The sequence below is a fragment of the Scytonema sp. HK-05 genome (genome assembly GCF_963872035.1).
Lineage (GTDB): Bacteria > Cyanobacteriota > Cyanobacteriia > Cyanobacteriales > Nostocaceae > Kalymmatonema.
Map to the genome: position 1 here is coordinate 44,111 of NZ_CAWMYC010000093.1, position 24,144 is coordinate 68,254.

Here is a 24,144-nt window from a genome sequence, read left to right on the forward strand (position 1 = left end):
TTCTTTGTATATAATTTTGAAATTTAACTAGATGTCAATTAAACCTATTTCTCTGGTAAATTCTTTCAATTTTGGATTACCTCGATTGGCTCTATATCCAGCATGAATAAGCTCTTTTGCTCGTCCTTGGCTATCGAACCATTTTATAAGATTGAATACAATATCTGTATAATTTATACCACTTGAAACAGTGTTCAACACAATTTCCAACTCATCTGCCAGCATCATCTCTAAATCAACTTCAGATGGAAAAGCGCTGATTAAAGCCTCTCGGAGTTTTTTCCGCTGCTCATTGTTCAACGTCAAAACCTCAGAAGATTGATTTTTAGAAGATTTCTCCAGAAAGGTAGGTGAAGTTTGGGTTATAGTATTAGATTGAATTGAAGAATCCTTAAATAACTGTCCTCCCTCATTATCCTCCCAACGCAGATACAGCACAGGACGATACCACTGATTTCCTTCAATTCCCATTGCACTTTGTCCTCGCCGTAGTGCGATCGCCAGTGACTCTTTTTGCCCAAGCGATCGGTAAAAATCTTCTGCAAAAGCACTGGCAGCAGCTACAATGATAGAATACGGCATTGCGACCACAGCCGGAATACCTTGACCAATTAGGTTTTGTGCTACGCCATTAAAGACAGTCTCACTCAAGCGAGACATTCCAGATCTGCAAGCGCTTAAAACCACCAATGCAATTCCATGTTCTAAATTGGCTTGTTCTCGACGCTCTAAATTACCCAACAATTCTCCAAGTTCCCTAGCACTCACATAGTCGGCGGCACCATCTGATTGCTCAAATACTAAATAACCTTGGGCTTCTCCTAAGGTTGCACCGCATTCGCACTTGGTTGCACCCTGTTTATAAGCTTTCCTGCATCCTGCTTCATTACAGCGCTTACCAAAAAACCCATGACCATCAAAATGCAGAACGTGAGGAACCACCCCGTTTTGGCGTTCTAGCAACCGCCTGCGAAGCGCGTTTAATGTTGGAGTAGTTAAAATTTCTAATTGAATTGCCCCTTGCTCTTGGGCATGTTGCAGTCCTTGAGCGATCGCTTCTCGTTCATCAGAAGGTAATGGTTTCAGTCCGATTCTATCATCACCTGCCCCGGAAGAAATCAACAAGACATTAAGCCGCTCAACACTTGGCAAATTGGGACGAGGACTCTTATAGGCAATATAGCGGGAGAAAGTGACTCCTTGATGCGCTAGAAACCCGTAATCGTTATGGAGCAACTCCCAAGGATAATCGGTTAAGCGGACATATTTGGGATCGTCTGCTGGAAACCTTAGGCGAATATGCAACCAAGTGCGATCGCTCTTAGCATCTGCTACCGCCGCCTCAATCACCTGCTGAATGTTTTGACCTAATACTTGGTAAAGTTTACGCCCAATAGTAGCCAACCATTGAGGCTGAAAAGCATTCTGCTCCGACAACAGAAGTTGCTCGCGCACCATCCAAGCTTGTTCTTCTTCCGAAAAGTCCTTCTGATTAAACTTTGTTGACTCTAATATCTTGACTACTGTGAAACGCCTGTCCTGCACATCGGGAGTCTCACTATCTAAAAAAGGTAGAGCTGGTTCATGATGGACTTCTCCTGATGAACCCTCCACACTCACTTTGAAGCAATCCTGCTTCCGTTCAATTGGATAGAACCTCAGCTCCAGCAGTTTCACTTTACCCCTTTACCTATTAGTCTGAGTACTAGTCACCGAGGTCTTCATTCAGGTTGCTTTCCTCATCACCTTTGAAGAGTCCCGTTATACTGTTCTTCACCGTCGCTGGCATATTTTCCGAATACACCTGCTCATAAAACTTCACTAAACGCTCCTTATCAAAAAGTGGAGATAGTTTTACTTTAACTTTATGAGTTCTATCTTGAGCGCGATCGCCACCAATTTCACCACCAACCTCGCCTCCACTCCCTAGCACATTAATTTTGATATTTCCCTTGACACCTGCTTTACCAGTTCGCTTGACAGTGACTTGTAGTTCCAGTTCCACAGATTCAACAAACAGGAAAGGCGCATCCTTATCTTTTCCAGGTGTCACCGAGAGAAGGTCTTCTTTAACCTGTTGGATCAGCTCAGCCAACTCAATCGGGCTTTTATCGTTTTCAGACATTAGTTTTTGTACAGTTGAAAGATAAAAATTATATTATCCAGCTAATCGTCTGCTTGTGCGGCTCTATTCCTTTTTTATTCGATACATGATTCCTCCTTACTTCTTAGGTAGCGGAACATGGTAATCTTCTGCATAACTACATCCCTGTAAAGTAGTTATCGTGTCCTCAAGAGGTTTTTGCAACACAATCATTGATTCATACTGTGTCAAACCAATCCACGCCTGAATTTTCCCGTCTTCGTCAACGACTACCTGATCAAAGGTGGCAAATTTCCCCTCAAAAAACAGAATCGGCACAAAAGCTGGCGGAAGTTACAAATTTACCGCCCTTAATCAACCAATTGTTGATAAACCGGGGTATTGAAACAAAAGAACAAGCGCAAGCTTTTTTAAATTCAGGAGACTTGGTATTACCTTCGCCCTTGGACGACTTTCCTGATTTGGCAATGAGTCTGGAGTTGTTGGAGTGGGCGATCGCCTCTGGTGAAAAAATCGCCATCTGCGGTGACTACGACGCTGATGGGATGACAAGCACTGCTTTACTTTTACGTAGTCTGCGTTGGTTGGGCGCTCAAGTCGATTATGCTATTCCTAGCCGGATGCATGAAGGCTACGGTATCAATAAACGCATTATTGAAGAATTCCATAGCGAAGGCGTAGGATTGATTCTTACGGTAGATAATGGCATCTCTGCTTTTGAACCAATTGCCAGAGCTAGAGAACTTGGTCTAAAAGTCATTATCACTGACCACCACGACATTCCTCAACAATTACCCCCAGCTAACGCCATTCTCAACCCGAAACTCATACGAGAATCTTCACCTTATCGCGGTATTGCTGGTGTTGGTGTCGCCTACATTTTGGCTGTATCCCTCGCCGAAAAATTAGGACAGGCTAATGATGAGATATTAGCTTCGATGCTGGAACTGTTTACATTGGGAACCATCGCAGATTTAGCGCCCTTGACTGGCGTAAACCGCCACTGGGTAAAAAGTGGTTTGCAGCAGTTACCCAAATCCAAGCTTGCTGGAGTACAGGCGCTGATTCAAATGTCTGGGGTGCAGGCGAGTGGGGCAAAAGGAGGACACGGGGACGAATCAATTCAAAATACCCTACGGGAAGCCGCCCAGGGGGCGTCTACAAAATTCAAAATTCAAAATTCAAAATCTCTCAAGCCGGAGGATATTGGCTTTCGGCTGGGTCCGCGAATTAATGCAATTGGTCGGATTGCTGATCCACAAATTGTTATAGAATTGCTAACGACTGACGATATGGGAATAGCGCTGGAAAGGGCTATGCAGTGCGAAGCCATTAACCGCCAGCGTCGGGAAATGTGCGAGCAAATTGAGCAAGAGGCAATAGAAATCGTAGAAACAGAATACTTTGCTTCTCTACCACAAGACCGTGTACTAGTCATTGTGCAACATAACTGGCACCACGGTGTGATTGGTATTGTTGCTTCTCGCTTGGTGGAACGTTACGGTGTGCCGGTGTTTATTGGTACTTATGAGAATGAGACGCACATTCGCGGTTCAGCGCGTGGAATTCCTGAGTTCCACATATTTGATGCTTTGGAATATTGTCAGGACTTGCTTGGCAAATTCGGCGGACACAAGGCTGCTGGGGGATTTTCTTTGTTATCAGAAAATTTAGAGGGATTGCGATCGCGTCTGAGTGAGTTCGCTAACAAATGTCTTGAACTTCAGCACCTCAAACCACTTTTGAAAATTGACACTCAAGCCAACCTCAGTCAAATTCATTTCCAGCTTTATCAACAGCTTAATGTTTTAGAGCCTTGTGGTATCGAAAACCCAGATCCAGTCTTTTGGACACCTGATGTTCGAGTTATTGAGCAACAAACTGTGGGCAAGGGTCATATCAAGCTGACTGTATCACAAACTATTGATGATTTGCCGTCCAAAATTAAGGCGATCGCCTGGCGCTGGCGTGACTATTTTCCTCTACCACCACGACTTGATATTGCGTACAAATTACGAGAAAATCACTTTAATGGAAACACTACAATTGAGTTGGAGTTAGTTGGTGTTAGGCTCCCAACCCAGTCTCACATTTTTTTGGCTGCACAATCGGCACCGTTAAGAACTACGATTCAGTACAATCAACGCCACTACAGCTGTGGTATCTATAAAAATGGCTCTGTACCAGAATTAAGAATCGGATATCCCGAAGGCAAAATCTTAGCTGTTGAGCTAGGACATACCATCGGCTTAGTAGGAACCAATCGTCAAGACGCTATGGAGGTTGATGTTTCTCAAGGCGAATACAACATGATTATTCAAACTGCCCTTCAAGCTTTATCAGTTCTGAGCAACGGGTACTGAGATCCAAATCTTTTCTACTCAATACGCACGGGCGCAAGGCACTGCGCCCCTACGTACTTCAGCCCTCTTAGAGGTCGCCGTTGCGAAATGCCAGCACAAAAATGACCGCAGGACCGGCTAACATGATCAGTGCGACAGAAACGAGCTGGAAAATAACTTCCCAATGAATGTTGCCTAAAGTATTGGCTATAGCGTCCATTTGTCCTCCCAAAGGTAATGATACAACTGCAAATCCCGCAATTGATCATATCCGGCGATCGCCCGCTCTCTTTAATTTACTTAACAAAATTATAAAAAAAACTATAAAAATTAAAAAAATAGTACCGTTTAGAAGAGGTTTTAGTCATGGCAACTTGGCAATGTGTTAAGCAATGTGGAGCCTGCTGTCATCTTGACCCAGCAGATCGTCCAGACATATATGAGTATTTATCACCTGAGGAACTGGAATTGTATCTGAGTATGGTAGGCGAAGGGGGATGGTGTGTGAATTTCGACAAAGATTCGCGAGAATGCCGGATTTACCCAAACCGTCCGCGATTTTGCCGTGTGGAACCAGAGGTGTTTGAGGAGATGTACGGTATTGAGTCGGAGGAGTTGAACGATTTTGCCATAGACTGCTGTTATCAGCAAATAGAGGGGGTGTATGGCGACAGAAGTTTAGAAATGTTACGCTTCGACCGAGCAGTAGGTATTTGACCAGGTGTAGCGGAATAGACACAAAGCTAGGTAAGCAGTGGAGTACAAGCGCCCTTGTGTTAACAGTTGACAGTTAACAGTTAACAGTTAACTGTTGCCGCGAAATCCCATCGGCTAAAAGCGGTTAAGCAGAAAAACTAAAGTCTAGATAAAACCTAGCAACTCTATGCAATTTCTCCTCTAGCCCACTTTTCAACTAAATCGCTAATACTTCTGCAACCGCACTCCATCGCTCTTTGTTGCAGAATTTTTTTTGCTGTCGGAGTTAGAGCAATGTGTATGTGAGTCTTCACCTCACTGTAATCCTGCCCTACTCCTCTGAGTTTTTTCTTTCCCATTTTTATTTAGATATGGTAGCAAGTCTAAAACTATGCTAGCTTGTATTTACAAGGGAGGTAAGCAATCATGGCAAGCAAAAAACAACATAAAACTGAAGAAACTTACACTCAGGTAATTCCTGTTGTTTTTTGTTCTGATGAAACACAGGTAGATCAAATAATGCACCTGTGCGGCATCCCCAGAACGCTCACCTATAACAAACTTGGTTCCCTGCAAGGTTGGGGCTTAGATTGGAAGAAAGCTGACGCCATTGTTCGGACAATGATGAAGAGGAATGAAATTGGACTTCCAGGTAAGATATGGGAGTGGTCTGTCAATGACACCATGAAGGCTATTAGCGCCCAACAAGAAGCGGCGAAAGTTTTCCTGTTGCGAGAAATATGGCGCAAATACCCCATGCAATCTGCCCAACAGCAACGCTTAAAGTGGATAGAGGAAAACAAGGAAAAGAAAAAGGGCGAAGAGCTTAAAGCTCTCAAACAAAAGGCTCTAGAACTATTCCCACTAAGTCCTGTTGAACTTGCCCGGAATAGATTAGTTGATTTATTGTACACAGATTCAACTGCTGATAATTGGTTGCATCGTAAGTTTCGCGCTCAGTATTTGCGTGGGCATACATTTGTACGGAACCAAATCGTTTATCAAAGTCAAGGTTACATTTGTAAACGGCTTAATCGTCATTCTGTTGAACTACAAATTCAAGGGTTAGAGCGTGGTAAAAAGATTACCCTAAAGCTTAGATGTCGTCATATTATCAAAGGTCAGATTCGAGTAATTCGTAATGAACTTGGTCAACTCGAAATACATTGCACTCATAAGCGCACTTTGATTGTGCCAGAAGGTAAACCTACTCACAAGTTAGGAATTGATAAAGGGTATACGGAAGGGTTTTACACCTCGGATGGACAAGCAATCGCTGCTGGACTTGGTAAGTTGATGACCGAAAAGACCGAGCGAATTGCTAAAACTAACCGTAACCAATATCGCATGAGAGCGCTTGGGCAGAATTTAAAGCCCCACGATCCACAAAAAGCAGCACGAATTCTAGAAAACAATCTTGGTCACAAGGTAAAATCTCGCAAGCTTCAACGCGAAAAGGAAACTATTAGGAATTTTATTCGCAATGATTTACGACGGAATATCACTTCACCCGTTGATATCATCTGCGAAGATCTTACCCAACCCATTAAAAGTAAAGCAGCAGCGAAACGAATTAATCGCAAGCTTAACCAATGGATGAAAGGGGAATTACAAGCTTCAACCCTTGAAAATCTCTTTGGAGACTGGATCGACAATATCAGTGGTCAATCCAGCTTATACGTCGCAAGTTGATAGCCAGACCGGGACGCTTTTGGGTCGCCGTGAAGGAGATCGCTTTATTCGTTACGCGAAGGACGTAATTCAGGCTGATTTGAATGCGGCGATAAATGTCCGCATTCGAGGACAGGACAACCAAATTACTCGGTACATGCGATCAAGTCAAGTGGAAGCGATCCTAGTTGGTCGCACTGTTCAATACTTACATTCAATTGGGTATTCAGTGTCAGATGCTTTAAGCTTTGGATGGTTACTTCCTAAGTTTAAAACAAAAGCTCTGAAATATGAAAGTGAGTATTACCCGCAGGGGTAGCGGGTGCGCTTAAGCTCTGGTTTGGGAGATGAAACCAATCATCGTCAAGCGTGCAAAAGCCACTACCAAATCAGATGACAGCAGCAATTAAGGACACTTTTGAGTTACTTGCATAGGTTTTCTCAGATTTAGTTTACCCCGTGGGAGTAGCTCAATGCTTTTTAAGTGAACTGCGTTCCAAAAATCTCTCCAAGTATAAATGCAAATGCTCGACTCAACCATCCACAATGGAATCTGAAGTGATCGCTGCGGAAGATACGACGTCAGGGTTCTCTCGTTAAATGCCAACCCCATGCCTAAAGGCAAGGGGCTTGTCGGTTGACTCACCTGACCAGACTACTCGTTTAGGGCAAGAGTTAAAGACCTACTTCAGGATGCTTGCTAGTCCTGAACCCTAGAACCGAACGATTAAACAGGCTTACAGAGAATAAACCAGTGTCGCGCGTGATAGTACCGACCCTAAACATTGTCGAAGCAAACTTTACCCGCAAGGAGTATGCAGTAATGCAAAATTATGTTTTCGTTATTGACCAAAACAAACAACCACTCAATCCAGTTTCTCCAGCACGAGCAAGAGAGTTACTCACAAAACAAAAAGCTGCTGTATATCGGGTTTACCCGTTTGTAATCATTCTGAAACACGTGGTTGATAACCCCCAGAGCAAGCCATTAACTATCAAGCTCGACCCCGGTAGTCGATTCACGGGTATTGCAATTTTGGATCAAGACAAGGTTGTTTGGGCGGCAGAACTGGAACATAGAGGCTGGCAAATTAAGAATGCTTTAGAATCAAGACGCTCTTTACGTCGCAGCCGTCGTAATCGCAAAACTCGGTATCGCCAACCACGTTTCAATAACCGCAAGCGCAAAGAGGGATGGCTTGCTCCATCGTTGATGCATCGTGTCCTGACGATTGAGACATGGGTAAAACGGCTTTGCTTGTATTCTCCTATCACTCAAATAGCGATGGAGTTGATTAAGTTCGATACTCAAAAAATGCAAAACCCAGAAATTGATGGTGTTGAGTATCAACAAGGGGAACTCGCTGGTTATGAGGTGCGAGAATACTTGCTTGAAAAGTGGGGCAGGAAGTGCGCTTACTGTGATCATGCTGGTGTACCCCTCCAAGTTGAGCATATTCACCCTAGAGCAAAAGGAGGTAGCAACAGAGTCAGTAATCTAACTTTGTCATGCGAACGATGTAACACCAAAAAAGGAACTAAGTCTATAGGCGAGTTTCTCAAAAAGAATGGTTCTAGGTTAGAAAAAATTCAACGACAAGCCAAGCAACCATTAAAAGATGCAGCCGCAGTCAATGCAACTCGTTGGGAATTATTTCGCACCTTAAAAAACATCCTACCCACCACAACGGGAACGGGTGGACAAACGAAATATAACCGAACAAGGCTTGAACTACCCAAGCAACATTGGATTGATGCAGCTTGTGTTGGAGAAGTTAATAATTTAAATCTGTTAACCCAACAGCCACTGAAGATTAAATGTACTGGTTGGGGAACTCGTCAAATGTGCGGCACTGATAAGTATGGGTTTCCGACCCGTCACAGAGAACGCAAACAAATTCACTTTGGTTTCAAAACTGGCGACATTGCAAAAGCTGTTGTCACTTTTGGGAAGAAGGTTGGTACATATATTGGTCGCGTGTTATGCCGCAAGACTGGCAGCTTTGACATTGCAACCATTAGTGGTCGTGTTGCAGGTATTAGCCACAGATTTTGTATATCAATTCACAAAAAGGACGGCTATTCGTATGGATTTTAGGATATTTGAACGGGGAATAAATTCCCCCGCCCCTTCCTCCCCATGTTTAGAAAACAGGGGCTTCCGGTGCGAGGAGGCTCGGTGAACGGAGACGAGTTTGTTAAGCAGATTCAAGACTTGCAGAAACGCATGGCTGAACTGCAACAGAATGCCAGCCAATTACCTTTAAAGCAACAAAGTCAATTGACTCAAGATCTTGAGAGATTGAGTCATGCTTTGAGGGAATTGCAGGTAACTGAGGAAACTATCCGGCCTTTGCTGTCTGCGGTACAGCAATCCAAAGATTCAATTATCATTACTACAGCAAAACTCGATCCACCGCACCCTAAGATTGTCTTTGTCAATCCAGCCTTTAGCCAGATGACTGGTTACACGAGTGATGAAGTGCTAGGCAAAACTCCACGTATACTGCAAGGTCCCAAAACTGATCGTGGACTGCTAGATGACTTACGTCAACATCTATCTGAGGGAATACCTTTCCACGGCGAAGCAATCAATTACCACAAGGATGGCACGGAATTTTATATTGAATGGCATATTACGCCAATTCGTAATGTCAACCAGATGATCACGCATTTTGTTGCCATTCAACGAGACATTACCGCTCGCAAACTCATGGAGCAAGAACGCGATCGCCTGCTTGAACGGGAGCAAGCGACTCGTGCTGAAGCAGAAGCGGCAAACCGAATCAAAGATGAGTTCTTGGCAATGCTCTCGCATGAATTGAGAATCCCGCTCACCCCAATTTTAGGCTGGTCAAAGCTGCTGCAAACAAACAAGCTCTCGGAAGCGAAGCTTCAAGAAGCACTGGTCAAGATTGAGCAGCATGCCAAACGTCAGGCGCAACTGGTCGATGACTTGCTTGACCTCTCGCGGATCATACAAGGCAAATTAGCACTCAGTTTAACTTCAGTCACACTAGTCGCGCCGATTGCTGCTGCCTTGGAAACGGTTCGTCTAGCGGCTGAAGCGAAGTCAATTCATATTAAGACGATGCTTGACGTGACTGTGGGACAAGTCATCGGCGATGCAAGCAGACTGCAACAAGTCTTCTGGAACTTGCTTTCAAATGCGATAAAATTCACACCAGAGGGCGGTTATATTAAGGTGGAATTAGAACGAGTGGAACGCTATGCCCAGATTGTAGTTAGCGACACAGGACAAGGTATTCACCCTGACTTCCTACCGTTTGTGTTTGACCGTTTCCGGCAGGAAGATGGTTCCATCACGCGCGAATTTGGGGGCTTGGGCTTGGGACTGGCTATCTCCCGGCAACTTGTGGAAGCTCATGGCGGAACGCTCGTGGCAGAAAGTCCTGGCGTTGGAGGTGGCGCAACCTTTACTATCAGACTACCTTTAATGACGAGTTCCCAACAAACAAACTTAAACAGCGAACCGCCCAAGCCATGCTTGGATTTAACTGACATAAAAGTCCTGGTGGTAGAGGATGACGCTGGTACGCGGGAATTTGTCGCCTTTGCACTCGAACAGTATAAGGCTGATGTCACCGCAGTGGCATCGGCAACTGAGGCGCTAGAAGCACTGGCAAATCAGAAGCCAGATATACTTGTGATCGATATTGGAATGCCAAAAGTGGATGGCTACACGCTGCTGCGTCAGATTCGATCAATGACGCCAGAACAAGGAGGACAGATTGCGGCGCTCGCCCTCACGGCTTATGTAAAGGAGCATGATCAGCAACAAGCGCTTGCGGCTGGTTTTCAAATGCATGTCCCTAAACCTGTTGAGCCAGCTCAATTAGTTGCAGTTGTTGCCCGACTTACTGGCAAAGAGCAATGAGTTTGCGGTGGCTTTAGTCCTAATCGAAATCCGCGATCAGGGCTGACAACAGGCGGTGAGAGTTGTCACTCATATGCTGGTGATGGTCTGCGGCGTCCAAGTAGGACCATTGCAACACGGTCCATCTGGCGTCCAGATGAGCTTATCTAAGCACATTTGCCGCGCAGCCATCTTTATTCCCCAGGCATGGTAGACGATGTATTCAGTTTGACCGTCCGGACCAAGAACGATGGAGTTATGTCCAGGTCCTAAAACACGACCAGGAACGGATCTCAGCACCCGTGGTCCCGTTTCGTTGCCCGCATCAGAGTAAGGTCCCATCACATTATTAGCAACTCCATAATCCACACCGTAGTTTTCTGTCTCCCAGCGCCCACCGCTATAAAAGCAGTAGTATTGACCTCCATGTTTGCGGACACAAGGACCTTCCAAAGTATGCCAATCAAAAATTTCACCATACATCAAACGATTGGCTAAAAACCGCTGCCAATCGGAACGCGCACGCAAGACGACTTTCCCAACGCCCTTGAGCTTCGTCATGCTTTGGAGTTGGTCTACAAAGAGCGCAGTACCAGCACGCACACCGTCCTCAGTGTCTAGAAAATCACGGGCGTAGAACAGATACCACTGTCCATCGTCATCGCGGAATGGGTGCGGGTCAATGGCAAAGGAACAAGACTTAGGATCTACTAGCGGCTCTCCAACATCCTCATAGGGACCATTAGGAGTATCGCTCTTTGCAACGCGCAGCTGATGATTCTTGTCCTCGTGCCCCACTGAGTAGTAAAGGTAGAACTTGCCATCGCAGTAAGCAACTTCGGGTGCCCAAAAGTTATCGCCGAGGGCAGGATCTGGTCGCATCAGCGCGTTACCAACAAAATGCCAGTTTAGAAAGTCGAGGGAGCGTAACAGAGGAAAGACACGCAGTTTGTTAGTAGAGTCAACGCCTGACGCCTCAGCGATTTCATCTACCTGTCCTTGGGCTTCCGCCGCACCAGTTCCAATCGCATAGTATACGCCCTGGTACTCCCAGACAAAGGGATCGGCGAAATAACCTTCGTAGACTGGATTGGTGTAGGTGCGTGTCTGGGTAACGGCTTCGGGTGTTGGCTCAATCTGAGACATCGTAGTTCTCTAAGAAGTGCAACTGCAACAAAATGGTGCTATGGAATAATTCGGATGACGATCACAAATCTTCCTCGGTTTTTCTTCTTCAAACCTCTATCTTTGTGCTTGTTCCGGGCTTTATTTTTTTAAGAGAAGGTAGGAAAATTTGTAAGCTGCAAGTGCATTGTAAGTTACACGTTTCTTCATCAAAGTCGTCATTTGTCATTAATCATTTCTACTTAATTTGAACAAATAACTAATGACAAATGGCGATGTGACGATGCAAGATTTCCAAAGCACTTAGCTTTTTTAGCAGTGCTTTTTTAGCACACTGTCTTTTTAGTACTTGAAATTTACGTAAGTTTCGACTTTTTCCTTTGGCAACTGCTCCACCACCTGACACCGCAGCAACTGCTTTATCTTCTCTGGCAGGCTCTCATAATAGTCTCGCTGGAGAGTCAAATCCACTTTCGCTGTGTGCAACCAATGCATAACGTAGCCCATGACTACCATTGGTCTCGGCTGGCTAGTCCTATTTGGTGAACCTCGGTGCAGCGCCAGGGGTGTTCGGATAATCACGTCACCTGGTTGCATATAAAAAGATTCCATGGGAATTTCGCCCGTTGCAATCTTAAAGAGGGCTTCATCACGCGGTAAGACGTGCGTGCCACGCGCCATCTGGAATGGTCCATTCTCTGGCGTTACTTCAACCAGTGGAAAGTTGACAGCTAGGGCATAGAGTGGCGTGACTATTTGATCCGAGAACAGAGGGCGAAAATCCCGGTGAATTTCTTGATAATCTGAGCCTTGCACCGGGATATCAGCCCCTAACTGAACCATCAGGTATTCTTGAGCGAACACGCGATCTAGGACACCCAGGATTGTCGGATTGGCGAAAACTTCCACATTGGCAAATGGGGGAACCCAAGGCAACGTCAAATAGTAGCGGGCAAGTTCACGAGGAGCCAGCCCACCTGGTTGATTTTGACGCTCTCGAAATAACTTTTCAAAAGCTTGTGCCCACTCTGAAATCAGTTTTCTGTCAAAAAGAGCGCGAATTACACAAATTCCGTCTCGATTAAGCTCTTGTGCGAATCGGTCTAAGTCAGTAGCCGTATACTTACTTGAACCTATACTTTGAACCATTTTTCTATCCTCTCTAATTCATGATATAAGAGTCGAATTTGAACCGGACTCTCAACAGCAGAACTTTGCAAATTGCTTGTTGATAATAATATTCTGCAGAATCTCCTCTAAATGCTGCGATCGCTGAATCGATTGAACTTGGAACAAAGAAATTGTTCCGTGGAATCGTTCGACTTGCTTTGTAAGAGGAAGCAAATCAATCTTTGACACCATCCCGCGCGCCTTTTAATAGTTGAATTGTCTCTAGTTATCTTCCAGCTGCAGTTTCAATACTTAAAGGCGGCTTTGCTCTACAGTTTTTCGCTCGTCCAATACCCGCTACTAAAAGTAATTCTTGATTGTTAGAGCAAAAAGTGGTTGGCTATACAATTGTAACTATTCCCTTTAGTAGATGCATTCCTAACAGCAGCTACCTTCAAAGCCCAATTAGCAGGTATTGAATTAAGAAGAACGCAGAACAGAGAACGCAGTAATCAGAATATCCCCACAAGGAGAATCCGGGGGATTGAAGTGCGGAAAACTTTCTTTTTCTCCAAAGGATTTATCCGGGGGCTTCTGACCAATACTTGCTCGCCAGAACTCTTAATTTATCGCTCCTTGTAGCGCGTTTAATATTAGTAGCGAATGATTAGTAGCGGATGATTCTTTCTCGGTGACTCTGACTGAAGAAAGTTACACAAGCATTGCAAGTGCTTTAGACGGTGATAAATTACCAACTTTCAACAGCAAATCTGATATTAAACCTGTCTTCAGTGGCAAACGTGTTAAGCGAGGTCTATACAAAACTTAGCGAATCGCTCTAAGTTCCCAAAAGTACTTAGGACTTAGGTACCAAAATTAACTAGGACTTTACTACCAATTTTTCTTGGCTCTCACAAAAAACTATCTATAGGGGTATTGACTCAACAAAAATGGAGTGAGTGTAGCGGTTCGGGGGTTGAGTGCAATACATCAGGAGATAAGAACCACAGATGGACACAGATGGACACAGATAAATTTGTACTTAATTCAAACGAGAAGCGCTATAGTAACAAGCTTTCGTGAACCTTAGCTTGCAATATGTCAAAAAAATTGAGAAAATGATAAAAATATGAAAACAACTTAGCGAAAAAAATACTACCTGTGAAACTTGACTCTAAGCCTTTGACCTTTTCCACATCTGAGACACAAAGCCAGCCAAAGCTAAAAGATGAAGTAGATTGCAATTCTACAACCGCCTTAGTTGAAGTGTCGTCACCTTTGGTTTCTGACAAACCTCAGAAGCCACAAACCCCACTAGTCATTTTCGCTACTACCTTTTTGACCATCTTTCTGGCAGAAATTGGTGACAAGACACAGCTATCCACCTTGTTAATGAGTGCGGAATCACAATCTCCGTGGGTGGTGTTTTTTGGATCTGCAGCAGCGCTCGTCACGACTAGTTTACTAGGTGTGGTGTTAGGGAGTTGGATGGCTAGCAGGTTCTCTCCCAAAATCGTAGAAAAAGCAGCAGGGGTAATGTTGTTGCTGATTTCCCTGATGCTTTTTTGGGATGTAGCCCAATTTTGAATTTTGAATGTGTGAATTTTAAATTTTGAATTTGTTACTTATGGACTGGCATCTTTTAGGATTGAGCTTTATTACAGTTTTTTTGTCGGAATTGGGCGATAAAAGTCAGTTAGCGGCGATCGCCCTTTCAGGTCGTTGTCAATCTCCGCGTGCGGTGTTTTTTGGGGCAGCTGGCGCACTGCTGTTGACGAGCTTGTTGGGAGCATTAGCTGGGGGAGCAGTGGCAGAGTTATTACCTACAAGGTTGTTGAAAGCGATCGCCGCCGTAGGATTTGCCATACTCGCGGTACGCCTACTATTTTTTAACAATGAGGAAGCTTCGCCGGAAGCTGATGAATGATGAATCATGCATTCTGAAGCTTTGTATCATTCATCATTCCTCATGTAGTGATTTAACGTCGCCAGCACCAGCCCAAAAGTGTGCCGCCTGCCAATAGTTTTACTACTTCCAAAACCCAGTAACCACCATGTAGTACATTCATAGCTGCTGGAGTTTCAATTGTCTGAAAGAGGTTCAGTTCAAGCCCGATTGCAGACATTTGCGGAGTTAACAGGTAAGTATCAACCAAAGCTATAGCGAGCAATAGCATAGATAAAATAATTGCACTGCGACGCCACTTAGATTGGCTGTTGCACAGAGCTAACACGCTAGTTAATACCAAGCCAGCAGACAATAATTCGAGCCGATTAAAATTCCAAAAAATGACATAACCGGCTGAGGCAAAACTGGCTTGAGTCATCATGCCAGAAACATACAAGCTAGGCATAATTACCCAGTCTAACAAGAGGCTGGCACTGAGCCAAAAGCCCAAAGTTAACATGGCAATACTTTGCCAAATGGGTCGCTTGAGTTCAACGCTAGAAACAGCATTCATAATTTTGAATAATTGCGTATCTTTATACTTCTCACTTCTAACTTAACTAAAGCACTCTGACAACAAATATCAATTATCTTTTACAAATATGTTGCTATTTCGTAAAGCTATTTCAGTATTTGTTGCCTGATTACGCTCAAATAATTAATGTTATTTAAATATTGTTAAGAATAATCAAACGTTAGTTGAGTAAAAATGCAGAACATTGAAAGGGAAATTGTAAAATTGAATCATAGGGTAAGTTTGTCACCTGCGATAGCTGCAGGTATACACAGCAATGCGTGTAGGATTTTTGTTAAGTACAGCGATTGCTTGCACAGCAGTGATAGGCGGATACACTGTGGACTTGAGTCAAGCAGTTCAGTTACGAGATGGTAAAGTCTATTTTGTCCAACCACCGAGCCTTGGTGATGTAGTGACGACCTACAAGGAGACTTATGTATGGGGTGCAACGTATTACTTTACCATTGGTCTGCCAGAAAACGCTGGAGAACCACTGCAACGGATAACGATTAACCAGCGTGAGGGAGTAGACCGTGTACGCTTTGACTTGAAAGACACTTCCGCCTTTGAAGGGACGCGTTCCAAGAAAGGTCAAAAACTTGCTTTGAAAGATGCGGCAAGCGACCGCAAGACGAAAACAATATCGCTCACATTTGACCCGCCAGTCCCTCCAGGTAGAACCATCACAATAGCTCTCAAGCCCGTGCAAAACCCTCAGGTTGCTGGCGTGTATCTATTTGGAGTCACGGCGTTTCCACCAGGAGAGCAAGCTCATGGTCAATTTCTTGGTTATGGAAGGCTGCAATTTTACAACTTCGGTCCTAGGTTTTTTTGACATCCTCCTACAGGTGCGTATATAGCTGTAGTGCACAGCAAATATCTGCACTCTTAAACTACAGCATTTTTTCTAAGAACTGCTTTGCGCGATCGCACCCAGGAGTATTGAAAAATTCACTTGGTGTGGTGTCTTCTGCCAAACGTCCTTGATCGAGGAACATAATTCGACTAGCAGCAACTCTGGCAAATCCCATTTCATGAGTCACAATCGCCATTGTTATGCCAGTTTGTGCCAAAGCTTTGATCACCTCTAGCACATCTTTAACCATTTCTGGGTCTAAGGCAGAAGTTGGTTCATCAAACAAAATCATGTCCGGTTCCATTGCTAGTGCGCGGGCGATCGCAACTCGCTGTTTTTGTCCGCCGGATAGTTTTGCGGGGTACACATCTGCTTTTTCCACCAAACCTACCTTACCAAGCAACTCTAACCCCTTTTGCGTTGCCTGTTCCTGATTCATTCCCCTCACCTTAATGGGGGCATACGTGACATTTTGCAACGTCGTCATGTGGGGAAACAGATTGAAGTGTTGAAACACCATCACCAAGCGCTGCCGAAATTTGGCGATGTTTGCCTTGGGAGCGGTAATTTCATATTCTTTAAAGTAAACTCGTCCTTTGGTGGGGCGTTCTAGCAAGTTCATGCATCGCAGGAAAGTTGACTTCCCCGACCCACTTGGACCTAAAATAGCTACGACTTGACCCTGGTAAATCTCAGTCGAAATATCTTTCAAAACCTCAAGCTTGCCAAAAGATTTACACAAGAACTCCGTACGAATGATAGCTTCACTCACTTCGCCTCAACCTCCTTTCGAGTGTGGATGCGCCCCTAGTTAAACCCATGACCAAAACGTAGTAGATTAACCCAGCAAACAGCAGGGGTTCAAAGTAGATATACTTATTAGCTCCGACAATTTGGGCACTGCGTAAAATTTCCACCACACCAAGAGTTGAAACCAAAGCGGAATCTTTCAAAAGTCCAATCGTTTCATTTACCAAAGCGGGGAGAATGTTCTTCAATGCTTGGGGCAAAATGATGTCCCACATCATCAACGCGTAGGGAACACCCATAGACATTGCCGCCTCACTCTGTCCTTTATCTACTGCTTGAATCCCACCCCGGATAGTTTCTGACATATAAGCCCCAGAGTTCAGAGTAAATGTGAGGACTCCTGCCTGCAATGCAGGGATATCATAACCAGTTAGCTGGGGTGTTGCGTAGTAAACCAACGCCAACTGCAACAGCAATGGTGTGCCTCTAAATACAGAGGTGTAAGCGTTGGCTAACCAACCTAGTGGCTTTATACCTGAAATTTTTAATAAAGATAGGAATGTTCCCCAGATTAAACCCAGGAATACCGATAACACAGTGAACAACAAAGTTAAGGGAATTCCCCGAAGAATAAAAGGAAGATCTGGAAGGATTCTCTTAAAGTCTAAATTCAGCCCACCTTGAGGAGCAGGTGCTGTTGAGGATGCGGCGTTTGCTGCGGTGTTGAGGGAAAACCACTTCGTCGCTAGTTTTTCCAGTTCGCCCGTGTCCTTCATTTGCTGAAGGACTTTGTTAAAAGGTTCGACTTGATTTGAACCTTTGGGAAAGGCGATCGCCGAACCTGTACCCTCTTGTGATGAAGGAATAACGTTAAATTCTAAATCCGAGTTAGCTTGAGCAAATCCTTTAGCAACGGTATCTTCGACGATAGCAGCATCAATTCGCCCAGATTTAATTTCCTGAATGACTTCAGGGACTTTGTTAAGTTGCTTTAGCTGAATTCCGGGAATTTTTTCGGCTAATTTCTTAGCATTTTGCTCCTGGATTGTACCCAGTTGAACGCCAACTTTTTTCCCAGATAAATCTTCTGGTTTTTTTAGGTTACTACTCTTGGGAGCAACAATTGTATCTTTCGCTTGATAATAGATGATGGAAAAATCAACGTTTTTTCGCCGTTCTGCTGTTGGAGTCATCCCAGCCATCACAAAGTCAGCACGATTTGCCTGGAGTGCGGGAATCAAGCCGTTAAAATCCGACTCCATCACCTTGAGTTTGAACCCCAGTTCCTTGGCAATGGTATTGGCGATATCAACATCAAAGCCAACGATTTTCCTTTCACCGCCCTGAGTGTCGTAATACTCGTAAGGCGGATAGTCCGGCGAGGTGATCATCGTCAGCGTGTCTTTACCAACTGATGAAGCTGCATATAGGGGATTGGTATGCCCCGCGATAGTACTGATTGCTACCATTGCTGTGAATAGCAGCAGAAATAGCAATACTTTGCGTTTGTTCATTAGACTTCTTGCAAAAGTATGATTCATGGATATTTAGAACCGCAGATGGGCACAGATAAACGCAGATAAATTATCTGTGTCCATCTGTGTCCATCTGTGGTTTTTTTTTCATAAAATTGGCTTTTGCAAGAGGTTTATTAATTTGCACCAGATGCACATTTAGCTAGGAAATCTCAAGTAACTCAAATTTTAGCTTGAAAACACATAGCCAGGTTTCTGTGAATGGGTAAGTTCTAACATCCTGTTTGATGCTTCAGGCTTCTGTTGTAAATGTCTACCTAACGAGTTATATTTTTGTCGTAGTTCCAACCTCTCAATACAAGCCATCAACCACACTAAACCTGCGGCATAGCCAGCGACCACATCAGTAGGCCAGTGTACGCCCAGATAAAGCCGACTAAAACCTATCGCCAGAATTAAGACAAAGGTCAAAGCAAAAATCCGTCCCCGCCATTGAGGAAATTGCTTTGCCAGAATATAGCCGATAAAGCCGTAAATCACGATTGACACCATTGCGTGACCACTAGGAAAACTGTGTAAACCCACATGAATAAGTCGGTCCCACAGTGCTGGACGTGCTCTACCAAACAGCAGTTTCAGCAAACAATTTAAGGCGATCGCACCACCTGCGGCTATACCCAAGGTAGTTGCTTGAAAGCGACGGTTATGATATCTAAGTCCAAATCCCAATCCCAAAGAAACCAACACCAAAACCGCTGGATCGCCAAGAGAAGTGATACCAAGCATGATGCGATCAAGAAGTGGCGTGTGCAGTTTCTGAATTGCTAGTAAAATGCTTGTGTCAAGATTATATTTGTGTAGCAGTGCGGTAGATAGGACAAGGCTGGAAACAGCCCCTGATACTAGAACAAGTTGATGAACAAGTTGATTGCTCGCTTGGTCTAATTGTTTGTTTGTGTGGGCTTGGGGCAGTAGAGCTTTGCCATTTTGTTTGTGAGCATCGGCTTTAGGCTGATTTAACTCTCCTTTATTTATAGGTAAATTTTCTTTTGCTGTGCTGATATAAGCTGTTCTTAGAGGTAGTTTTCTGACCTGTTTTGTGTAATCTAAGACAATATCTTGGAGGAGTAAGGCGATCGCATTTGGGCTTTTTTCTGGATGGAAAATCACAAGAACATTTCCTGTGATATGGTTAGCATGAACTTGCGCGATGATTTCTTCCTGTGACAATCGCGATTCAAGGTATCTTTTGAGATCTTCCGAATAATGAAGTCCACTGACTTTATATCTAGCTCTTCCTTTGACAGCGGTATGTATTGCCCGAACCAAAGGATTCTCATTGCGGAGTTGATTGAAGTTAGGAGTGCCCATTTTTCTACTTAGCTGCCTAAAACCTTCCAGGCTGTGAATATCTTAGCGGAAACGGTGGGTAATGTCGGCACACGCTACACAGCGTCAGCTTCTAATACAGTAGCCGACGCCAGTCGCACGAGAGGGGGTTTCCCCAGCAGCCGAAAAGCTTTTCAAGTCGCCACAGCCTCGCCCATGTCGCTACCTCCGCTATGCGCGTCTACGCCCACAGATTGCAGCCTTTCGAGCTGCAAGCCCACTTGTTTGGACGCACTCCGCGCTTGCAATCGCTTGTTGGGCAAGATGAACATCATGCCAGATTTTAGCCTCTTGATCATGCTTTCCGTGGTCGAGAGCAATCGTTCCCAAAAATCTGTCTTGGGCTGTCCATACACAATGGCGGTACGCGCTTTGTTGATGTTACGTGTACTGTCAAGTAGGTTGATCACAGCATCAAAAATGGCTCCCAGAATTGATTTGGCGGTTGCTCGCTTTGGCAAAACTATATTTGGGGCGGTTTGAATAAGATTGACCAGATGCTTGCGCATTTGCTGATCTGAAATGACGCCTGGTTGATAAGTGACGACAATCGATCCAGCTGTCGGGTTAACACGGACATCCGTAGTCCTAGAGTCGGATTCTATCACCAGCTTGAGTTTATTGGCATACTCAGAATCTTTGACTAGCCGAGGAATACGAAAACGAATACGTCCAGGAATTGCATGGGCAACGCTATAAGATATCTTTTCGGGTGGTGCTGTTTTATGAGCTATGCTGGAAGTTGTCTTTTTAGGTTGTTGATGCGAATTGAGAAGAGTACCTTTGTCAGAATTAGATCGTTTTGTAGAAGTCATATTAAATATCTCAGTTTCCAAAAAGTAAAAAAAGCAGCCGAGCTTTATAATTTTTTTTATTTTGGAAGAAAGAGCCAAAAAATTTTCTCTCTGATTAAGTACGGTAACTGCTAATGTTTTCCTCCATCTTCTATCTAAAGAATGTCTTTAATCAGTAAGTGGACATATTAAAGAAAAACGCAGAACACAGAATACAATTTTGGAATCCCTGACTATAGCCCCAGCGATTACTCAGGAAGGATGTCACTTTTCCTTAAATGTCCACACCCCATCATCCCAATTACTATCTAATGAAGATTGTTGTAACCAATACTGACAACGCTGCAAATGTAGTATTGTGGCTAAGTCTTTACTGTCAATTTCTAAAACTTTGGCAAATTCAGCTTGGGCACGGCTAAACTGGCGACTCAAGTAATATTCGCGCCCTCTGTGATAATACTCAATTAATTGCAGCTTGTTGCTACAAATCGCGTCGGAACGCAACCCGACTAATTCATATATGGCGACCGACTCATTTCTCCCTTTGACACGAATGTAATCGAGTTCTCTCGCCCATATGTACTCTTTGCAAGGCTGATATGTGTTTTCACTAATAATAATGTCGCAGCCATACTGCTTGGTCACGCTTTCCAGTCGGGAGCCTAGATTAACGCCATCGCCAATGGCAGTAAATTCCATTCGCTTGCTTGAGCCAATATTACCACTAATAACTATGTCAGAATTTATACCTATACCTATATCAATTTTTGGCTTGTTAACGGCTTGACGACGGGCATTAAGTTCTTGCAAGCGATGGCGCATTTCTATAGACGTTTGCACCGCCATCCAAGCGTGTTGTTGTAAAGGCAAGGGGGAACCATAAACAGCCATTATGGCATCGCCGATATATTTATCTAGGGTACCTTTGTATTGAAAAACTGCCTCTACCATCGATTCAAAATATTCGTTGAGCATACTTACCACTTCTTCTGCTTGCAGTTTTTCGGTCAAAGTGGTGTAGCCACGAATATCAGAGAACAAAATCGAAACTTCTTTGCGATCGCCTCCCAGTTTCGCGTCATCCAATTTCAGCAACTCTTCTGCTAATTCTTGAGTCATGTAGCGATACATCGTACTCTTGAGCCGCTTTTTATCGCTGATGTCATCCATAACAACCAACGTCCCACGCACTTGCTGAGAGTCGCTGGCGTCTGCGATCGCACTGATCGATAAATTCACACTGTGCTGTGTTTTGCTAGTCGTCAGCAGGGTGCGATCCGGATAGTACTGCTCGCGGTATCTTAAGTCTGCTGGATTTAAGGCTGCTTGACACCAATTGCTAAAGTCGCCTTCTTTGATGCAGACAACATCACTGATTAATTTACCTTCCAAGCGTTCTTCTGGTTCTACACCCAGCAAGCGTTTGGCGGTTTCATTTGCGGCGATAATTAACCCTGCTTTATCAGTAGAAATCACCCCATTGGAAAGACTGCGAAGAATGTCTCGCTGTAAAAGTTCCTGTTGTTTAACTGTGGCAAATAACTGGGCATTGTGCAACGCCACCCCCGCCTGAATATTAAAAGCTTCCATGAACTCTTCGTCGTTGCGGTCAAAACTCGCTTGGAAGCATTCAGGAGGCTTGGGCCACAATCTGGGATGATAAGGGGGAAAATGCCCTGGTTTCTTTTTATTCACTAGCTGAGTCACGCCAATCAATTCTCCATCGGCGTTAAACACTGGCATACAAAGTAAGCTACAGGTGCGATAACCATTTTGCTGGTCTATTTGTTTAGCAGTATCCGAGTCTGGATGATTATACAGGTCAAAGGGAATGTTCAGCGTCTTGCCGGTAAGGGCAACTATACCAGCAAAGCCTTTACCCTTCGGTACTCGCAACTCCTTGGTTGTTCCGTCGTCTTGGGTTATTTTCGTCCAAAGTTCGCCAGTGTCGCGGTCTAACAACCATAAGGTACTGCGATCTGCGTTCATCAGTTCCTTCGCTTCAGCCATCACTCGCTTCAGGGTGTCCTCTAAGTCAAGACTACTTTGACTGAGTGATTTGATTGCTTTCATCAGGGCTGCGGCGGCTCTCTGTTTTTGAGTTGCTATGTAAAACGAGCGCGAGGACTCTAAAATGAGCCGAATCGATGGAGCAAATTCCAAAAATAATTCTTCGTCCGTATCAGTAAAACCCCTAGTATCAATCCGCTCTGAAAGAGGAGCATTTGGATGGCTAGGCAATTTTAACTTATTCAGTAATTGTACGACTGCGACTAATTGCCCTTGTTCGTTTAAAAGTGGCAAAGCCAACATAGAGTAGGTGCGGTAGCCAGTTCTTTTTTCTTGCTCTTGGGCAAATACTGAGCGGGGATCGTTGTAAAAATCAAAGGGAATATTGATAATTTTCTTATGTGTGGCAACTTCGCCAGCAATGCCTTTATCTGCTGGTATACGGATTTCTAGCGAGCGATCGCCCTCTGCCTCAGCTAATATTGACCAAAGTTCTTTTTTTTCTTCATCCAATAAAAATATAGTAGTGCGGTCAGCACATAGTAATTCCCCTGTTTTCAAAGTAATTGACTGTAGCATTTCGTGTAGAATTGCTTCAAAACCTTGAGAATCCAACATGGACAAGGTTTGGTTGACAATTCTTAATTTTTGTTCAACTTCCGTAACGACCTGTTTAAAAGTATCCTGGGTCAGAGGAGCCAGAAAACTAGATATCGTTCCTTGTCGTTTGACAAAAGAACCCACACGAGTGGTATCTTGGGGCAATTCGCGGGTTTTTTGACTGGCAACACTAATAATTAAATCGGCGGTATGACCGTAACTACGTTGATGAACTGACATAACTGATGTTGATATAGAATTACACATTAGGAATGTTTAACTATGTCATTTAATTTATGTAAGTGTTGCTACAGGCAACCAGTGATTAACATCATCCTCAGTGTAATCTGTGATCACGCAAGCGTCACCTTCTGAAAGTTAGGAGTTAAAAATGTGACAGACTCCTAGTACCGCTGCGCGGAAGTCAAAAGTCAAAAGTCAAAAGTCAAAAGGCTGATTCTGTGGGCTTTTCGCTGCTTTTGAATGGTAGCTTTATTTCCGCCGTCGTGTACTAGCGTGATTGCTATGCCTTCTTAGTAGCCCGCACGCCACGCTATGCATATGCCTGCGGCACATTTTACGCTTACGCAAGACAGCGTAGGCTTTTCAGTTCATCGGCAACCTTCTGGCAAAGTGAGACTATTATTTTTTGATTGCAGTTTTTTCCTAGTGAGTGGCATAGCCTTTTTGGGAAGTGATTCTTGAATCGGAAAAGGTTTGAAATGCAGATGACTCCTGCGATTATTGTCCTAAAGGGGTGCTTTGCACTCCAAGCAACAAGTCTCAATATAAAATTCTGATTTTTGCTTATTTAATATCTATAGTATTTTTGTAAAGTAGTTCTACCTTAAGAAAGTCATAAATCTACCTAAAGATGGAT

Annotated in this window: 20 protein-coding genes and 1 pseudogene; 9 read left to right on the plus strand and 12 right to left on the minus strand. The window is 44.1% G+C overall.

Features of this window, described 5'->3' with window-relative positions:
• Positions 1-27: 27 nt before the first annotated feature.
• A complete protein-coding gene (locus tag AACT52_RS13525) occupies positions 28-1,677 on the minus strand; it encodes a CHAT domain-containing protein (protein WP_073631282.1) in 1,650 nt (549 codons plus the stop codon).
• Between the two features lie 28 nt (positions 1,678-1,705).
• On the minus strand, positions 1,706-2,125 hold the full coding sequence (locus AACT52_RS13530) for a trypco2 family protein (protein ID WP_073631284.1): 420 nt from the start codon (positions 2,123-2,125) through the stop codon (positions 1,706-1,708).
• Between the two features lie 203 nt (positions 2,126-2,328).
• Here AACT52_RS13530 and AACT52_RS13535 point away from each other — a divergent pair, with 203 nt between their 5' ends.
• Entirely contained in the window at positions 2,329-4,467 is a 2,139-nt protein-coding gene (locus AACT52_RS13535) for a single-stranded-DNA-specific exonuclease RecJ (RefSeq protein ID WP_073631286.1), read from the plus strand.
• Positions 4,468-4,534: 67 nt separating this feature from the next.
• Here AACT52_RS13535 and psb30 read toward each other — a convergent pair whose 3' ends face one another.
• Positions 4,535-4,666, minus strand: a complete 132-nt coding sequence (gene psb30, locus AACT52_RS13540) for a photosystem II reaction center protein Ycf12/Psb30 (RefSeq protein WP_073631288.1) — start codon at positions 4,664-4,666, stop codon at positions 4,535-4,537.
• Between the two features lie 146 nt (positions 4,667-4,812).
• Between psb30 and AACT52_RS13545 the strand changes: the two genes are divergently transcribed.
• From AACT52_RS13545 to AACT52_RS13560, 4 genes are all read left to right on the plus strand, one after another.
• Entirely contained in the window at positions 4,813-5,163 is a 351-nt protein-coding gene (locus AACT52_RS13545; protein WP_073631290.1) for a YkgJ family cysteine cluster protein, read from the plus strand.
• A gap of 405 nt (positions 5,164-5,568) precedes the next feature.
• Positions 5,569-6,834 carry a hypothetical protein gene (locus AACT52_RS13550; RefSeq protein ID WP_233153928.1) on the plus strand — a complete coding sequence of 422 codons (1,266 nt, stop codon included), beginning with the start codon at positions 5,569-5,571 and terminating at the stop codon, positions 6,832-6,834.
• An 802-nt stretch (positions 6,835-7,636) separates the two neighbouring features.
• A complete protein-coding gene (gene iscB, locus AACT52_RS13555; protein WP_073631292.1) occupies positions 7,637-8,911 on the plus strand; it encodes an RNA-guided endonuclease IscB in 1,275 nt (424 codons plus the stop codon).
• An 81-nt stretch (positions 8,912-8,992) separates the two neighbouring features.
• Entirely contained in the window at positions 8,993-10,711 is a 1,719-nt protein-coding gene (locus AACT52_RS13560; RefSeq protein WP_073631294.1) for an ATP-binding response regulator, read from the plus strand.
• Positions 10,712-10,780: 69 nt separating this feature from the next.
• Here AACT52_RS13560 and AACT52_RS13565 read toward each other — a convergent pair whose 3' ends face one another.
• The 3 genes from AACT52_RS13565 to AACT52_RS13575 form a co-directional block, all read right to left on the minus strand.
• A complete protein-coding gene (locus tag AACT52_RS13565; protein WP_073631296.1) occupies positions 10,781-11,836 on the minus strand; it encodes a glycoside hydrolase family 43 protein in 1,056 nt (351 codons plus the stop codon).
• Between the two features lie 321 nt (positions 11,837-12,157).
• On the minus strand, positions 12,158-12,964 hold the full coding sequence (locus tag AACT52_RS13570) for a phytanoyl-CoA dioxygenase family protein (protein WP_073631298.1): 807 nt from the start codon (positions 12,962-12,964) through the stop codon (positions 12,158-12,160).
• A 51-nt stretch (positions 12,965-13,015) separates the two neighbouring features.
• Complete coding sequence (locus tag AACT52_RS13575; RefSeq protein WP_158054632.1) at positions 13,016-13,177, minus strand: hypothetical protein; 162 nt, start codon at positions 13,175-13,177, stop codon at positions 13,016-13,018.
• 439 nt (positions 13,178-13,616) lie between these two features.
• On the opposite strand from AACT52_RS13575, the pseudogene AACT52_RS13580 reads away from it, so the two are divergent.
• The 3 genes and pseudogenes from AACT52_RS13580 to AACT52_RS13590 form a co-directional block, all read left to right on the plus strand.
• Positions 13,617-13,751 (plus strand): annotated as a pseudogene (locus AACT52_RS13580) (RNA-guided endonuclease TnpB family protein); the annotation flags it as partial.
• Positions 13,752-14,086: 335 nt separating this feature from the next.
• Positions 14,087-14,512 (plus strand): TMEM165/GDT1 family protein, encoded by a 426-nt coding sequence (locus tag AACT52_RS13585; protein WP_073631301.1) that lies wholly within the window; start codon positions 14,087-14,089, stop codon positions 14,510-14,512.
• 40 nt (positions 14,513-14,552) lie between these two features.
• Entirely contained in the window at positions 14,553-14,852 is a 300-nt protein-coding gene (locus AACT52_RS13590) for a TMEM165/GDT1 family protein (protein ID WP_073631303.1), read from the plus strand.
• Between the two features lie 52 nt (positions 14,853-14,904).
• Here AACT52_RS13590 and AACT52_RS13595 read toward each other — a convergent pair whose 3' ends face one another.
• A complete protein-coding gene (locus AACT52_RS13595; protein ID WP_073631305.1) occupies positions 14,905-15,387 on the minus strand; it encodes a hypothetical protein in 483 nt (160 codons plus the stop codon).
• 277 nt (positions 15,388-15,664) lie between these two features.
• Between AACT52_RS13595 and AACT52_RS13600 the strand changes: the two genes are divergently transcribed.
• Complete coding sequence (locus tag AACT52_RS13600) at positions 15,665-16,225, plus strand: DUF2808 domain-containing protein (RefSeq protein ID WP_073631307.1); 561 nt, start codon at positions 15,665-15,667, stop codon at positions 16,223-16,225.
• Positions 16,226-16,283: 58 nt separating this feature from the next.
• Here AACT52_RS13600 and AACT52_RS13605 read toward each other — a convergent pair whose 3' ends face one another.
• The 5 genes from AACT52_RS13605 to AACT52_RS13625 form a co-directional block, all read right to left on the minus strand.
• Positions 16,284-17,018 carry an amino acid ABC transporter ATP-binding protein gene (locus AACT52_RS13605; RefSeq protein WP_272937096.1) on the minus strand — a complete coding sequence of 245 codons (735 nt, stop codon included), beginning with the start codon at positions 17,016-17,018 and terminating at the stop codon, positions 16,284-16,286.
• Positions 17,011-18,510, minus strand: coding sequence for an ABC transporter permease subunit (locus tag AACT52_RS13610; RefSeq protein WP_073631309.1), 1,500 nt, complete (start codon positions 18,508-18,510; stop codon positions 17,011-17,013). Before AACT52_RS13610 ends, AACT52_RS13605 begins: the two co-directional genes overlap by 8 nt.
• A gap of 189 nt (positions 18,511-18,699) precedes the next feature.
• A complete protein-coding gene (locus AACT52_RS13615) occupies positions 18,700-19,842 on the minus strand; it encodes a phosphatase PAP2 family protein (RefSeq protein ID WP_073631311.1) in 1,143 nt (380 codons plus the stop codon).
• A gap of 152 nt (positions 19,843-19,994) precedes the next feature.
• Positions 19,995-20,675: an HMA2 domain-containing protein gene (locus AACT52_RS13620; RefSeq protein ID WP_073631312.1), complete on the minus strand. Its 681-nt coding sequence runs from the start codon at positions 20,673-20,675 to the stop codon at positions 19,995-19,997.
• 243 nt (positions 20,676-20,918) lie between these two features.
• On the minus strand, positions 20,919-23,504 hold the full coding sequence (locus AACT52_RS13625; protein WP_073631314.1) for an adenylate/guanylate cyclase domain-containing protein: 2,586 nt from the start codon (positions 23,502-23,504) through the stop codon (positions 20,919-20,921).
• Between the last annotated feature and the right edge of the window lie 640 nt (positions 23,505-24,144).